Origin of the sequence: Pelagicoccus albus, from assembly GCF_014230145.1 — a bacterium.
GTDB lineage: Bacteria > Verrucomicrobiota > Verrucomicrobiia > Opitutales > Opitutaceae > Pelagicoccus > Pelagicoccus albus.
In genome coordinates this window covers 359,943-374,195 of record NZ_JACHVC010000007.1, presented here as the reverse complement: position 1 = coordinate 374,195, position 14,253 = coordinate 359,943, and the positions used below count along the sequence as shown (strand labels likewise).

Annotated in this window: 12 protein-coding genes and 1 tRNA gene; 3 read left to right on the top strand and 10 right to left on the bottom strand. The window is 53.3% G+C overall.

Annotation, left to right across the window (positions count from 1 at the left end; all coding sequences use genetic code 11):
- Positions 1–32: 32 nt before the first annotated feature.
- Positions 33–104 (bottom strand) — tRNA-Arg (locus tag H5P27_RS08470).
- A 139-nt stretch (positions 105–243) separates the two neighbouring features.
- Here H5P27_RS08470 and rpsR point away from each other — a divergent pair.
- Positions 244–435 (top strand): 30S ribosomal protein S18, encoded by a 192-nt coding sequence (rpsR, locus tag H5P27_RS08465; RefSeq protein ID WP_040899432.1) that lies wholly within the window; start codon positions 244–246, stop codon positions 433–435.
- Positions 436–503: 68 nt separating this feature from the next.
- Complete coding sequence (locus tag H5P27_RS08460) at positions 504–1,487, top strand: L-threonylcarbamoyladenylate synthase (RefSeq protein ID WP_185659959.1); 984 nt, start codon at positions 504–506, stop codon at positions 1,485–1,487.
- Positions 1,488–1,499: 12 nt separating this feature from the next.
- On the opposite strand, the gene H5P27_RS08455 is transcribed toward H5P27_RS08460, so the two are convergent.
- The 6 genes from H5P27_RS08455 to H5P27_RS08430 form a co-directional block, all read right to left on the bottom strand.
- A complete protein-coding gene (locus tag H5P27_RS08455) occupies positions 1,500–2,828 on the bottom strand; it encodes a CNNM domain-containing protein (protein ID WP_185659958.1) in 1,329 nt (442 codons plus the stop codon).
- 90 nt (positions 2,829–2,918) lie between these two features.
- Positions 2,919–4,019 (bottom strand): histidinol-phosphate transaminase, encoded by a 1,101-nt coding sequence (gene hisC / locus H5P27_RS08450; RefSeq protein ID WP_185659957.1) that lies wholly within the window; start codon positions 4,017–4,019, stop codon positions 2,919–2,921.
- A gap of 52 nt (positions 4,020–4,071) precedes the next feature.
- Positions 4,072–6,699 carry an ankyrin repeat domain-containing protein gene (locus tag H5P27_RS08445; protein WP_185659956.1) on the bottom strand — a complete coding sequence of 876 codons (2,628 nt, stop codon included), beginning with the start codon at positions 6,697–6,699 and terminating at the stop codon, positions 4,072–4,074.
- 486 nt (positions 6,700–7,185) lie between these two features.
- Positions 7,186–7,893: a class I SAM-dependent methyltransferase gene (locus H5P27_RS08440; RefSeq protein WP_185659955.1), complete on the bottom strand. Its 708-nt coding sequence runs from the start codon at positions 7,891–7,893 to the stop codon at positions 7,186–7,188.
- A gap of 298 nt (positions 7,894–8,191) precedes the next feature.
- Entirely contained in the window at positions 8,192–8,707 is a 516-nt protein-coding gene (locus H5P27_RS08435; protein ID WP_185659954.1) for an FmdB family zinc ribbon protein, read from the bottom strand.
- An 82-nt stretch (positions 8,708–8,789) separates the two neighbouring features.
- Entirely contained in the window at positions 8,790–9,701 is a 912-nt protein-coding gene (locus tag H5P27_RS08430; protein WP_246462563.1) for a YeiH family protein, read from the bottom strand.
- Positions 9,702–9,836: 135 nt separating this feature from the next.
- Between H5P27_RS08430 and H5P27_RS08425 the strand changes: the two genes are divergently transcribed.
- Positions 9,837–10,766 (top strand): LysR family transcriptional regulator, encoded by a 930-nt coding sequence (locus tag H5P27_RS08425; protein WP_185659952.1) that lies wholly within the window; start codon positions 9,837–9,839, stop codon positions 10,764–10,766.
- Between the two features lie 50 nt (positions 10,767–10,816).
- On the opposite strand, the gene H5P27_RS08420 is transcribed toward H5P27_RS08425, so the two are convergent.
- The 3 genes from H5P27_RS08420 to H5P27_RS08410 form a co-directional block, all read right to left on the bottom strand.
- Positions 10,817–11,797 (bottom strand): GNAT family N-acetyltransferase, encoded by a 981-nt coding sequence (locus H5P27_RS08420; protein WP_185659951.1) that lies wholly within the window; start codon positions 11,795–11,797, stop codon positions 10,817–10,819.
- Between the two features lie 139 nt (positions 11,798–11,936).
- Positions 11,937–12,428: a GNAT family N-acetyltransferase gene (locus H5P27_RS08415; RefSeq protein ID WP_185659950.1), complete on the bottom strand. Its 492-nt coding sequence runs from the start codon at positions 12,426–12,428 to the stop codon at positions 11,937–11,939.
- A gap of 33 nt (positions 12,429–12,461) precedes the next feature.
- A complete protein-coding gene (locus H5P27_RS08410; RefSeq protein WP_185659949.1) occupies positions 12,462–14,069 on the bottom strand; it encodes an aspartate:alanine exchanger family transporter in 1,608 nt (535 codons plus the stop codon).
- Between the last annotated feature and the right edge of the window lie 184 nt (positions 14,070–14,253).

The window sequence follows — 14,253 nt, the reverse complement described above, 5'->3', positions numbered from 1 at the left end:
CCAATAACCTGATCATTAATCATTTATCAGCTTAGGGCCACCGGGAATCGAACCCAGATCTAAGGTTTAGGAAACCCTTGTTCTATCCGTTGAACTATGACCCCAAGAGGGCCAGCCGTCGATTTGGCTGGATGAGCTGTTTTCTGTCCGAAGCCTAGTTGGCTGTAAAGATTTTGCTGAACATAAAATCTCGCTTTCCGTTGTTGACAAGGCACCGGCAAGGCCTAGTTTCCGCCGTTCCTTATGAGCACAGAGAAAAAATCACAGAGCCTCACGCCACAAGAGCTGGACTTCCACCATGCTCACATCCTCGCTCGCTACGTCACCGAGACTGGCAAGATCATCCCTGCCAAGATGAATCGCATCAACGCGAAGCAGCAGCGTAAGATCACCAAGGCAATCAAGCGCGCCCGCAACTTGCGCTTGATGAAGTAGCCCGCTTCCGAAGCGGATAGCTACGACACACACGTGGGACTTGGTTGGCCCGCTCGTTTCACCGTACCATGGCGAACATACTCCAACCTACCGAGGAAAACTTACGCGACCTGCGTAAGTTTTTGCTTTTTGGGGGTCTCGTTGGAGTCCCCACCGAGACTGTATACGGCCTCGCTGCCAACGCCTTGGACGCTGAAGCCTGCGCCAACATCTTCCAAGCGAAGGAGCGCCCCACCAACGACCCACTCATCTGCCATGTGGCGGGAGTCGAGTCTTTGGAGGACATATGCTACCCGAATCCTCTCGCCCTACGTCTGGCGGAACGATTCTGGCCTGGGCCACTGACCTTCGTACTTCCCAAGAAAGCAAAGGTTCCGGCCATCGTCACCGCTGGATTGGACTCCGTAGCGGTCCGCTGCTCGGCCCACCCGGACTTCAAAAGGCTAGTCGAACAATGCGATTTCCCGATCGCAGCCCCGAGCGCCAACCCCTTTGCCTACATCAGCCCGACCACAGCTCAACATGTGCAGGCCGGATTAGGGTCAAAAATCAGCTTCATTCTGGACGGCGGCCCGTGCGCGTTTGGGGTGGAGTCCACCATCATCGACGTACGCGACGAATCCGCACCCCGCATCCTTCGCTACGGAGCCTTGCCCGCAGAGGAGATCGAAGCGGAGATTGGCAGATCAATCGATAAGCCAGCGGCAACCGATGCCGACGAATCCGTGCAGCACCTTGCGCCCGGAGCCTTGCCCAAACATTACAGCCCCCGAACTCCGCTCGCTCTACGAGGCGGCATATCAAGCGAGGAAATCGAGAAACTTGGGCCCGAAAACGCGGCCTTGCTGCTGGCCAAGCCTAGCTTCGCTACCGGCAAAAACGTTTATTGGCTCTCCAAATCAGGGCGCCTAGATGAAATCGCCTCCCAGCTTTATTCCAAACTGAGGGAAATCGATGAATCTGGCTACTCGAGCATCATAGCAGAGGAAGCTCCCGAACTCGGCCTGGGACTGGCAATCAATGACCGCCTTCGCCGCGCGTCTTTTCAGTAGATAGGCAAGTGCCTACTCCTTGGATTCGGAGCTGGATTCTTCATCATCCTCCTGCTCCTTTACGATTTGCACCGAAGCGCTGAGCACGCGTCGCTCATCGACCTGGGTGACTTCGATCTCCAGATCCTTGATTCGGAATTGCTCGCCTTGCCTCGGCATACGGCCGAGCTCGTAAGTGATATACCCGCCAAAAGTGGAAACTTCTCGAGCCTCGATATCGATACCGATCTCGTCCGCCAAATCGTGCAGCGCAGTCAATCCATCGACCTGATAAATGCCTTCCGCTGATTCGGTCACCATCTTTTCCTCACGATCGAACTCGTCCTGAATCTCGCCTACCAGCTCTTCCAGAACGTCTTCCATAGTGACCGCTCCCACGGTGCCGCCAAAGTCGTCCTTCAAGAGGGCGAAGTGCTTTCGCGATTTTAGAAAACGCTGCAATACCTTTTCAAGGGGAGCATCCATGGAAAAGGTGATCATTGGCCGCTTCAACTTCATCCAATCGATCTTGAGCCCCTCCTGCCCGCTGCGGAAAACGTCCTTGATGTGCACGATGCCCACACAATCGTCCAAGTCCCCATTGCACACAGGGAAACGTGTGTGCCCAGACTTTCTGGCAATATCTAGATTCTCAACTGAAGTATCCTCTAAATCGATATACTGCAGCTGGTTACGAGGAATCATGATATCGTGAGCCACTCGCTTTCGGAGCTCGAGGGCGTTGCTGACAATGCTTTCCGCCAAAGCTGGAAGCTCATCGCCCTCGTTCACAAGAGAGCGGATCTGGGCTTCCACATCCAGTAGGTTCAAATCCAAATTCGGGTCCAAGCGGAAGACTTTGAGGATGATTCCAGACAAGAAATTGAGAACGGCTGAAAGAGGCCGAACGAGAAATCGGAACAGGAGGACGAACGGCAGCGACCAACGGATCGTATTGACCGGATGCTGCAGGGCCATGGCTCGCGGAACCAGCTCTCCGAGAACGAAGTGAGCCATGACGGAAATGATCAGAGCAAAAACGATCGACACCCGTAGCTCATAGCCAGAGGCCCAGCCCATCCCCGTGGTGAAACTGTATGCCAGCGGCAGAATCAGAAACGCGGCCCCGATTGAGAACATCGATATCCCCAGACGCAGCATCTTGATGCTAGCGCTCATGTCCTCCAGCAATCCCGCAATGTTCTCCGATTCGCGAGCTGCCTTCATTTGACCGGACCCGAAACGGGTAAAGCGAAGCTTCACCAAGCTGAACTCAGCTCCGACGAAGATCGCATTTAAGGCCAAAAGAACCGCGGCTCCAAGTCCGCAGGCAGTTAGTTCCGAAACTGTATAGGTGTACACTTTTGCTTCTATGAAACCACCGCAGCGAGCGAACGCGCTAGGAGGCGAGGCTCCGCATGCAGTAGATATGCCAAGATGCTGCGGGCTGAGCTAAGATTTCAAGAACGAATTGAGTGCCTTCAGAGCCATATCGTTCTGCTCCGGCAACCCCACCGTCACTCGAACCCACTCAGGCAGGCCGTAAGGAGCAAGCGGACGAACGATGACCCCCTGCTTCTGCAGTTCCTCGAAACAGCGCACACCATCGCCTACCTTTACGGTCACGAAGTTTGCGAAGCTTTGGATATACTCGCATCCCATCGACATGAACCCCGTCTCCAGCTGAATGCGGCCAACTTCATTGGCGACACGGCAATCCGACACAAACCCCTGATCACCAAGGGCTGCGATCGCTGCTGCCTGAGCGATGGAATTCACGTTGAAGGGTTCTCTAACGCGATTGAGCAAGCCAACCAACTCTGGGGAACCGTAACCGTAGCCGACCCGCAAGCCCGCGAGACCATAGATTTTCGAGAAGGTTCGGGTACAAAACACCTTGCGCCCCGCTGCGATCAAATCCCTCAGGTCTGGAGCATTGGCAACATATTCGGCATAGGCTTCATCGAGCACGAAAAGCACGTGCTCGGGCAACTTTTCGATGAAGGCGCGAATTTCCGCTTCCGAATTAGCTGTGCCGCTTGGATTGTCCGGGCTGGGCAAAAAGACAACTTTGGTCTTTTCCGTTACCGCCTCGGCCATGGCATCGAGGTCGTGCGTGAAATTTTTCATGGGCACTTCCACCGGTGTCGCCCCAAACAGCAGCGTCACCAGCTTGTAGACGATGAAAGCTCGGTCGCCCATCACCGCTTCGTCGCCAGCTCCCAGAAATGCATGGCCAATGATTTCCAGTACTTCGTTGGATCCATTGCCGATCACGATCTGCTCCGGGCTTAGGCCGCGGTTCGCAGCAATCGCTTTCTTAAGCTCGAAACATCCACCGTCCGGATACAGCTCGACTGACTCCATGGCAGCCTTGCCCGCTTCGATAGCCGCTTCGGAGGCCCCCATGGGATTCTCATTGGAAGCGAGCTTCAGGATCCCCAATGGGTCCAAGCCCAGCTCTCGAGCGACATCTTCGATCGGCTTACCGGGTTGGTAGACTGGCTGCTTCAGAAGCTCCGGCTTCACAAGATCTGTTACGGAAACTGACATAGGCCGGAAATGACACTCGAACCGCTTTCGATAGCAAGTCTATCAGGATTCCCTAACGGATAATCTCATACACCTCGCGGCCATATTCCCTCTTTTGACGGAAACGAATACCGTGAGCCTCCCACTCGTCCGTTCCCGCCGAACTGGGACTCGCTCCCTCCGGTCGTCCAATCAAAGTGGCTCCGTAGGGCACCGGAATCTCCTCAAAGCCGACTCGAACCTGCTTGTAAAAATGCCCTTGCGAGAAAAACAGCGTGCCTCCTTCGTGGAGAAAGGTCTGAAATCCACCGGGCAAACCACTCACCACCCGCGGCTCAGCGCCCTCTTCCGAAACCAAAGTCGGCTCCACCGGCTCCGCTTGAGGCAAGACGCTCTTTTTCCCACTGAGATCGACCGCTACGATCATTCCAGTTCGCGGCTGAGACATCGTTTGTTTTGGAGCAAACCGACCCAGCCCATTCCAACTTTCCAGACGTCGGCGACCTTCTCCCCAAGGTCCTATCGGACCAAAACGCTCAGCTCTCGCGTAGTCCAGAGCCCGTTTCCCATCACGATCTCGCAGCTGGTTCATGCCACCCGCCGCCAAAATCGAATCCAGAACATTCAAGTGCAACCCCGCTACCTGATCCTCCCTAGCTCCGCGAAAATAGGTTCGAGGCATCCAAACGTAATGCAGAGGAGTTCGGCCCTGAAGATCTGTTCCGACCGGATCACAACCCATTTCCGTTAAAAGGAGAACCGCTGGCGCCACCCCGTTGTAAACAGCCAGGTGCAGAGCCGTGCGCCCTTTCGAATCGGCAGCCATGATGTTGGCTCCTCTTCCCTTCAACAAACGAAGGGTATCCAAATACGCTTCTTCACCCTCCAAATCTTCAACGCTACCGCTGGGCACAGCGCTCATGAGCGGCGTGAATCCCTGCTCGTCAGTTCCCTCCAACTCAGCTCCGCCATCGACCAATGCCGCGATCGTTTCCAACTGGTCTTCTTCCGAGGCAACGTGCAAGGCGCTCCGACCATGATCGTCCCTCAAATCTACATTCGCGCCCAGAGCCAATAAAGTCTGTACGCCGACTAGCGAGCCCCACCTCGCCGCCAAATGCAGCGGCGTTTCTCCCCCCGAACCGCTTTTCTCGTTCACGCTAAGCCCCGCCTCAGCCAGTTCTTGCAAGGTGGACGCGCATGATTCGGCTTCATCCGACGAATGCGAGAACCCCACGTGATTCACAAGGTTGCCTCCTCCCTTAACAATGCCCTTAGCTAAGTGTCCGCTCGCCTCCAAAAGTTCAATACACTGCGAAGCTAACAGGTCTACAGCCATCAGGGAAACCGCTTCTTCCTGCCCGCGCACAAAGCCATCCTCAATCAAGGCCCCCAGCAGATCCGAACGATCCAACTTAAGAAAACGATAAACTGGAGTGAAACCGGCACGATCCTCAGCAAATGGCTCAAGGCCATGAGCAGTTAAGATACGGAGATATTCGGCGTCACCTTTCTCCGCGGCGAAAGCCACAAGCGGAGAGCTTTCCCAATCCACCTCATTCCAAGCTGCACCGGAATCTAACAAACACTGCGCCAAATCAGATCGCCCGAGTTCGAGAGCCCTACCGAGCGTCGAATCCTCTCCCTTTTCCAAGGGAGCCCCGCTTCTCGCAAGTAGCTCCAGAATGGCAAGATCTCCCATTTCGAGGGCTAGGCAAACCGCTTCAAAGCCGAGCGCATCGTGGCCCGACAAATCGTATCCATTAATCAATGCATCTTGAATTTGGATCGCATCCTGATTTTGCACCGCCTCTAAAAACGCCGAGGGATCGAGGCTTGCTGTTTCAGTTCGCGTACTTGCTCCGAGCAAAGAAAGAATTTCTTCCGATTCAAATTCTGACAGATCGAGCTCCCCATCAAGCGAAGCGTGATAAAATATGTTCCTGCCCTCAGCATCCGTTTCTCGAAGCAGGTATCTGCTATCCTCCAAAACAAGCTCGGAGAATTCATCGTATCCAGATTTTGCGGCCAACATAAAAGGCATCACACCGCTCGCTTCAGTTCTGTAGTCGATTGGATAAGCGGATTCCATGATCAAGCCCCACAAGTCGTCCCGTCGCAACGCGACCGCACCGTGAGCCAGCAGACGAAAGAGAGGCTCTTCTTCGTAGTCGGACTGGGCAGCGAGCACCTTTGCAAGATCTTCTCGATCCCCGGTGAGCGCACTCAGGAGGACCTCCAGCTTGCCCTCGTTCCAGTACCTGTCTTTCACGAAACGCATGCGAGCTGGCCCAAAGGAACTGAGCGTATCTTCGTCCTCTACCCGCAAGACGACTGAATCCGTTTCAGCCATACCTGACTTCTTCCAGGACATTCGCACCCGATCCCCCTTTTCCTCGTAAGTTCCCTCGAACTTGAAGTCGTTTCCTTGGGCACGCCCTTCCGCACGGCAAGTTCCATTACGGAAGAGTTCATATTGAATGCGGGTCTCCCTAGCATCGTCGACCCAAGCCTCATTTTGCAATTTGGCTAAATCCTCCTCAGAGCCCAAAGACTCGTCGAAAAGGACCGTGAGGAAATCGCTGCGATCCAAGTAATAAACTCCCGGCGAGACCGCGGCTCGGCAGACAGGAAGTTGGATGGTTAGGAAAATGAGAGGCAGGAAAACTCTCAAGACGAGGCGAAGAGAAATCGAATCCATAACAAGTTGGGCAACTCATCCATCCAAAACCTTTCCCTCTCCCCCATCAAACAAATTGATGCCGTGAGGAATCGGCGTTCGAGTTTGGCTATCGGCAAAGAAAAAACCCGGGCGAATCCCCATCCGCCCGGGCCCTCCTCTAGTTTTTCTGGGTTCCTCAAATCCACACCAGAAAAAGATGTTCTAACTACTGTCAGAACGAATAACTGCTATGTCTGAATGTGACCCATAGACTATTTTTCTGTTTCCGTTTTTTGGCCGTTTTTTGCGAAAAACCCTCAGTTTCGCGGTGTCACGCGCGGGTTTTCCATAAGCGTGCGTCCGTTCTGGAAATTCGGCACAGAGACGGACGAGTTGTTCGCAGTTGCCTTCCCGGTTTCCATGACAAGTCCACTTCTGCCTCTTCCCGCAAGCCCGCCCCTTGATTATCCTTGTTTCAGCCAACGGCCGGGTTCGGGGTAAAGGAAACCAAAAGCCAAGGGAGGCTTAGGCGCTCTTCCTCCGTCGCAAGACGAGCGTCCGATCGGTTCCTTTGAAGAACTCGTGATCTACAGTCTCGACTGTGGCATCAAACCCGAGCTCGTCGGCCAAGTCTAAAAGCTCATCGAGAAACGGATGCCTCGCATTGCCATTATCAACCACAGGGTGAATGCGAACCTCTTCCCGAGCCACTCGGCAAAGCTCCTCCAGCGACGCTCGATGAAACTCGCGGTCAAGCGTATCCGAATAGATGAACATCAGGTGGCCACACAAAACAAAATCGAAAGCATTGTCTTCGAATTTCAAATACGGCAGGCTTCCCTCTTGATAGCGGCCGTTCGCCTTTCCTATCGCATAGTCGGATAAAAAACTCTGCAGTCCTTCCGATCGTAATGCCTCCGCTTCCTCGACGCTGGCATAAGTCTTTTGTACAAAATGTTCGGCCGACTGCCGAACCCGATCGAACATGAGGCGAAAGTCCGACTCGGCCAAATCGCGGATGGCGGAGGGTGATCGGTAAAACAAGGGATCGATTCCGATCGCATCGATACCCCGACGATTCGCTTCGTAAACGAACGAAGACGGACCGGACGGGCACTCGAGAACCTGTTTCCCGATTAAGTCGGCTTCATCGATTCCAAAACATCGGAGCAGTTCCGCGTAGGGACGGCCAAAGAAATAGATAGAGTTAAGAGAAAATTGCTTTTGTGACATGTGAAAAATGGGCTGAAAGTAGTTGTTAAAATACAAAAAAACCTGCCTCCGAATTCAGGAAGCAGGTTTGGCGAAAAGGACGGAAAAGCACTTAGCTTCGCCATCGCCAAACCTTCAGACCACGCCACCAAGAAGCCGTCGACAATTCGACGTTCATACAAAGGCTTCCATTTGGACGTTTAGTTTTCACGCACTGACAGACAGAGCAGAGACTGCCCTTTGACAAGCTCAAATCCCATAGGGACACAAAAGAGCGAATCCGAATCGTTCAATCGCGGGCACAATCGCCGCTCGAAAATCAGTCGCAGTATTCTGCCATGTCATACAAATTAGGATCGCGCCTGCTTCCGAGCAAACGCCTCCGAAGTTGCCCTATTTTCGCGGCCGCTCCGTCCTCTAAGTCCATGTCATCCATCGCGTCGCCGAACTCTGCATCGAGCGCTTCAGGATCCTCTCCTGCCTCAAGTCGTCCTACTAGCTCTGCCATTTGACCGCTCAGTTTCCCGCCCGTCATTTCGGTCATCTTTTTCATCAGGCGGGCCATTTGGCGAGGATCCGGATTCTCTTCATCCATTCCCGACATGTCCCGTTCGAGCTCCGCCATGACTTGCTCCATTTTGGCGTCATCCATTCCGTCCAGGTCATCGTCCTCCTCTTTCGCTTTTCCAATGAAGGCGAAGTTGCTCACCTTTTTTTGGAGCTTAAAAGCGGGATTCGCCGGACAACGAGGCACCTTGTCTCCGTAGGCCATCGACTTCGCTAGAAAGGAATAAGTCGTGTTATTTTCGGAGCAGAAGAACTCGTAAATCGGCATCTTCTACTTCGAACAAACTCAATGCTTCCTTTGCAATTTCAAAACGAAGGATCCGCTTTGAATCCGAGTTTCCTCTATCTACTCAATGAAAATGATACACGTAGACCAAGGCTAAGGCAGCCGTGGGGAGCCAAAGGGAAACACCTAAAAGAAACGCCCGAGCACCAGCAGCCCGAATACCTTTGAAGTCTATACACGCCCCTATGAAGAACAAAGCGACCACCATTGCCGACTTCCCAAGGCCCGACAAAACACTTCCCGCTCCTCTCAAACCTGGCAGTCCCCAAAACAACGCAACTACGCCCACAAACACTAAAACAAACCAAGGAAACGCAGAAAAGGAACGATGCGAATCGACTCTATCACGTCTCAAAACACCAAATACAATCGCAATAGGAATTATCCAGAGTGCTCGGGCCAGCTTCACTGTGGTCGCGAGTTGCAGAGATGATTCGCCATAGGCTGAAGCGGCCCCAACCACAGAACTAGTATCGTGAATGGAAAGAGCGGACCACCAAGCGAAACTTGCTTGGCTCAAGCCAAGCCCATGTCCAATCATCGGAAACACAAACAGAGCCAATCCGTTCAATGTGAAGACTACCGTCAACGACGTAGCAATTTTTTGGTTACCTGGTTTGATCACACCGGCGATAGCGGCGATAGCGCTCCCTCCACAAACCGCAGTCCCTACCGAGACCAGCAAAGCTGTATCTCGAGCCACACCCAGCAGACGTCCCAATAATATTCCAAGCAGCAAAATGCCGACGATGCTAAAAAAAGTGACTCCGAGACCTTCGACACCAACCCTCAAGGCACTTGGAAAATCAATACCGGCCGCCATCGCAATGATCGCTCCCTGCAGGAACCAACGCGATAGAGAGTGGTAGCGTTTTCTTTGGCCAGCCAAACCTCCAAGAGAAGCCACGGTCCCTAAAGCTAATGCGACGGCTGCCGGAACCCCAAGGCCTCCACATGCGAGGCCAAGAAGCACCATAACAACGAGCCTTACATCCTTCAAACAAGCCCCTGCTCTCCTCAAAATAGCATTCACGTCCCTGATTCTACTCGCTTTCAAATCAACTTGGTAATCCTATATTTTTATAGGTGATAACTTTGTTGTATACAAATAATGAACCAGACTAGACTCGATCCAGACTGGCTAGGAACTTTTCTGGCCGTCGCCGAACATGGGGGTGTACAGGCCGCCTCGCGCAGCTTGGGTATTTCCCAGCCCGCCCTATCCACCCGGATACGTAAGCTGGAGGAAGTTCTCGGGCACCCCGTTTTCGACCGCTCTGCGTCTGGAATGGCGATTACCGAAGCGGGGAAACGTCTATTGCCCGTAGCGCGCAAGCTATCCGTCCTCATGGCGGAAGCTATCGAGGCAGTCGACCCCCAGCGAGCGTCAGCCACTCCCGCGAAGCTCCGTTTTTCCGCGAGCACGACCTTGGCGGACTATGTTTTCCCAAACCTCATCGCCGACTACGCCCGCGTGAGAAAGATCGAGGGAGTGGACTTGCGAGTCGGCAATACAGATGAGGTCCTCGCGGCAGTTCGAGCCGGACGTGTCTCCCTCGGGGCCGTAGAGGGGCTGACCCGTGCCTCCGGCCTGCATTTAGAAGCGTTCGCGCAGGACGAAATAATCCCTGTGTATTCAAACTCCAATACACCGAAGGCATTACGCAAAGCGTTGTCGGCAGCCCGTACAGCGAAAGACGTCGCTAAGTTGCCCATCCTATGGCGTGAATCAGGATCGGGCACCCGACGAGTTGTGGCGGAACGATTCCGACAAAACGGTGTTTCCTCGGGCTCCCTAAACCGTAGCTTCGTACTAGGTGGCACTCTGGCACAAAAAGCAGCAGCATTGGCCGGTCTCGGAATCGCCTTCCTTCCCAAGAGGGCCATTGGCCAAGAGCTGGCCCTCAAGAGCCTACAGGTACTACAAATACCAGAACTCGCAATCCACCGCACCTTCTCCTGGGTTCTGCCGCCTGGATCGCTTCCACCCGAGCTAGAACACTTCCGTCGTTGGGTAGACTCTGAAATGCAAACGAGTTAGGCGGAGGCGTACGTGGGTCTCTCGAATTTGATTCCCTGATACATTTCACTTCAACTCGGCAAAGGGTTGGCCCTGCGGGCATAACGCTCTTTGCAGGCGATAACGAAGTCCGACTTGTACCAGCGAATCCAAAACGGCAGCCGGTTAAGCTGTATCCGATAAAACGGCATCTCTTGGCTTCCAAAGCTTTTGAAAAAGCGAGCGATAGACGGAATGGTCGAACCATCGAAGTCCAAGACTTTGTCCGTTCCAGCGTTTTCCCGAATGACGCTATCTAACAAGTGATGCATCGCGTTGAGACGCCTGCCTTCAGCAGTCACTGCAGGGATCAAACTTATTATCCGACCGTGGCTCTCGAGAAAAAACGCACTCGCGACAAGCTTGCCTTCCGAATCATTCAGCCCCAGCACGAAGCCTCGATTTCTTTTCAGGGCTTCTTCCACAATCGAGATTGCCATCTCGACTAACTGATTATCGAGCGAACCAATCTTAGGTCCCTGATAGGTACGATACTGCTCCAACAAGACTTGCGGAGAGATAGATCGGGTCAGGGTGAAGCCATGCTTCGCCGCCTTTTTCAGACTGCGACGAAGACTTTCGCTATAGTTGCGGCGGAGGCTCTCATAAGACTTTTCGAGAGGAAGCACACAGTTGAATTGCTCCTTCCCCGCTACTCCTTTGAGCGAAGGGAACGGAGTACGTTCGTTTAGCTGGACTTCGACAAACCTGAACCTGCGGGGGATGGAACCGAGGAACGCTTTAATGCGTTCTTCGGTAACGGGGAATTCTGAATAAACCCCTAGTTGCTGGCAAAAGAACGGCTGATAGAGCTGCTGGACGCCAAACAGTCTGGTATTCCACACCAGTGGCATAACCGATACGTAATCTCCTTCCACAAGGCCTCCCCAACTCCCGCTAGAATGATCCAGATACCAAGAGAAGCCATAAGGATTACCGTTCACGGAGTCATCGATACACCGGTCCCATCGACTGATATCTATTTGGCTTCGTTCTAAAAATTGGATTTCCATGCTTCAACACATTCTGGCGTAGGCCTTCAATCGACTCGGAATCCGAGAAACTGAAATGCCTATCAGGCCGAAAAAAAGGCTATGCCGACTCGGCTCGCTTCTGCCATCCTGAAAGCTTTGCACTCCCAATCGACTCGTCCTAGCGAAAGCGACTACGAACCCAGAAAGTGGCCCGCAAAAGAACGATCGCATCCTCGCCATCCGCGTAGAAGCCACGCTTGCATCCAGCTTTCACGAAGCCATAGCGACGATACAGCTTCAGAGCGGAAACGTTGCTGGGGCGGACGAGTATGCGAACGAAGGGCCGCTTCGCCAAACGCATACCTTCTTCCATGAGGATAGCGGCAGCCCCCTTGCCGGCGTGCCCACGGCGTACCGCTAGATATTCACCATTTGTCCATGGCCTAAAGCGAGGCTCGACCATGATCATGTAACCGGCAAACGAATCGCGAATACGGCATACCAGAATCTTCGAATCCGAACTTCCAATAATTTTCTCCAACTCCGAGCGACGCAGCTCCAAGGCATCTTTCGAAAAGCTTACTTCGTGTAGAGACAAGATATCGGGAATGTCCTCCAAGCGAGCATAGCTCACCTCCAGAAGAAGCCTCAACTTACTGAGCTTGCTCATTCTCGGCCAAAAGTATCCGGAGATAGAAGCGACTTAGCCGCCCATCACTTGAATGAGAAGCTTCGCCAATACCGTCATCATGATAAGAGCGACCGGGTAAGCCGTCGCATAAGAAACAATCGGCTGTTGCGAGTTGCTGGATGCGGTCAACGCTCCCAAGGCTGGCGTGCTAGTCATGCCACCACAAATGCCTCCTAGCGTTTGCTGACGGGTCAAGCCAAGGGCTTTTCGAGCGAAAATGTAGGCTACAATCAAGGGGGTCAAGGTGATGAGCGCTCCCGTGAGGAAGACGACAAAGCCGTAGGTTGAGACCGTTTCACCCAAGCTAGCTCCCCCGACTATACCCGCATTGGCTAGGAACAAAACAAGTCCCAATTCCTGAAGGAGCATGCGGGTTGGCCTTGGAACGTAGCCGACCACGCGACCGATTCTGCCAAAATATCCAAGGACAAGCGAAACGAAAAGAGGTCCGCCCGCCAATCCCAAGGTCATGGGCTCGCCTCCAGGCAGATGGAGCGGAATCATTCCACAGAAAATGCCGAGGCTAAGGCCCACGGTTAGGGAAATCATGTCGGTCTGATCGAACGCCTGTGGACGATGTCCGATATGGGAGCCGAACCGCTTCAACCCATCTCTTTGCCCCACCGAAGTCAGAACGTCGTTCACCTCGATTCGGGTATTGGGAGTCGGAACGAAAGTTTGTCCGAGACGATCGATTCGAGTCACCACCACTCCAAAATTGCGAAGCGACCCGATCTCCTGTAGCAACTTACCTCCGACAGATTTCGCGGAGACCACCAAACGTTCCCGTTCGTTCTCCGTATCCATCACGTAGCTCGCCTCGCTCTTGCGGCCAATAAAATCGGTAGCGATTTTGATGTCTCGAGCACGCCCCACCAACATGAGGTTTTGACCTACCGCAAATTCGTCATCTTGGCTCAGAGGCACTAAACGCCCCTCCTTCATCACTCTTGAGACCTGGCATCCAAAACGTGACAAATTTTCATCGCCAATCTTCAGGCCCACCAAATTCGAATTGGAAACTTCCACCAAAAGGTGTTGCACCTCTTTTTCCGCTCCATCGGCGTCGTCTTGGTCCGCTTCCTCTGAATCATTGCCGCCTTTGAGCAGTTTCGGTAGCAATTGCACAAAAAGCACCACGCCGATAACCCCAAATGGATAGGCGATACCATAACCGATGGCTACCCCTTCGGCAGACACTTTGGTACCTTCCGAGGCCGCAGCGAGAGCCGGAGTACTCGTCAAGGCCCCCGCAAAAAGACCAGCAGTCAAATCCGTGGGAAGTTCGAAAAAGCGACCCAGCCCCCAGGCAGTAAGGGCTCCGATGCCAACAATCAGGAGGCTTAGCTTAGCCAGCCCTCCCCCTTCCCGAGCCAAAGCCGGAAAAAAGCGGGGTCCCGCTCCGATGCCCACGCAATACACAAAAAGAGCGAGACCGAAACTGCCTATGCCAGCCGGCACTGCTAAACCGAGATGCCCAGCCAGCAAAGCCGTAAACAAGACCCCCGAGCTTCCAAGGCCGATGCCTTTGATCGTTATGCTTCCCAGCAGCAAGCCGAGACCTACGATCACGAACAATACGATCAGCTTGTTCTCGAAAATGATTTGAAGTGTGTTCATCCTAAGGTTGGTTGGCGACTCTGATAGAAGCCAAATCAAGCAAGACTTAGACCTCCCAAGAGATTGGTGGGGCTTCTACTGGAAAGATCTTACAGCTAAAAGGAAAATAAATATATTTTCGTCGTGAATTAAGTTTTTCTACTTCTGAAATCCCGCTATCCACTGAATTTCAACAGCTTCCCCA

Coding starts and splice junctions, on each gene's coding strand:
- rpsR (WP_040899432.1), top strand. CDS start 244: ATGAGCACAGAGAAAAAATCACAGAGCCTCACGCCACAAGAGCTGGAC.
- H5P27_RS08460 (WP_185659959.1), top strand. CDS start 504: ATGGCGAACATACTCCAACCTACCGAGGAAAACTTACGCGACCTGCGT.
- hisC (WP_185659957.1), bottom strand. CDS start 4,019: ATGTCAGTTTCCGTAACAGATCTTGTGAAGCCGGAGCTTCTGAAGCAG.
- H5P27_RS08445 (WP_185659956.1), bottom strand. CDS start 6,699: ATGGATTCGATTTCTCTTCGCCTCGTCTTGAGAGTTTTCCTGCCTCTC.
- H5P27_RS08440 (WP_185659955.1), bottom strand. CDS start 7,893: ATGTCACAAAAGCAATTTTCTCTTAACTCTATCTATTTCTTTGGCCGT.
- H5P27_RS08435 (WP_185659954.1), bottom strand. CDS start 8,707: ATGCCGATTTACGAGTTCTTCTGCTCCGAAAATAACACGACTTATTCC.
- H5P27_RS08430 (WP_246462563.1), bottom strand. CDS start 9,701: ATGGTGCTTCTTGGCCTCGCATGTGGAGGCCTTGGGGTTCCGGCAGCC.
- H5P27_RS08425 (WP_185659952.1), top strand. CDS start 9,837: ATGAACCAGACTAGACTCGATCCAGACTGGCTAGGAACTTTTCTGGCC.
- H5P27_RS08420 (WP_185659951.1), bottom strand. CDS start 11,797: ATGGAAATCCAATTTTTAGAACGAAGCCAAATAGATATCAGTCGATGG.
- H5P27_RS08415 (WP_185659950.1), bottom strand. CDS start 12,428: ATGAGCAAGCTCAGTAAGTTGAGGCTTCTTCTGGAGGTGAGCTATGCT.
- H5P27_RS08410 (WP_185659949.1), bottom strand. CDS start 14,069: ATGAACACACTTCAAATCATTTTCGAGAACAAGCTGATCGTATTGTTC.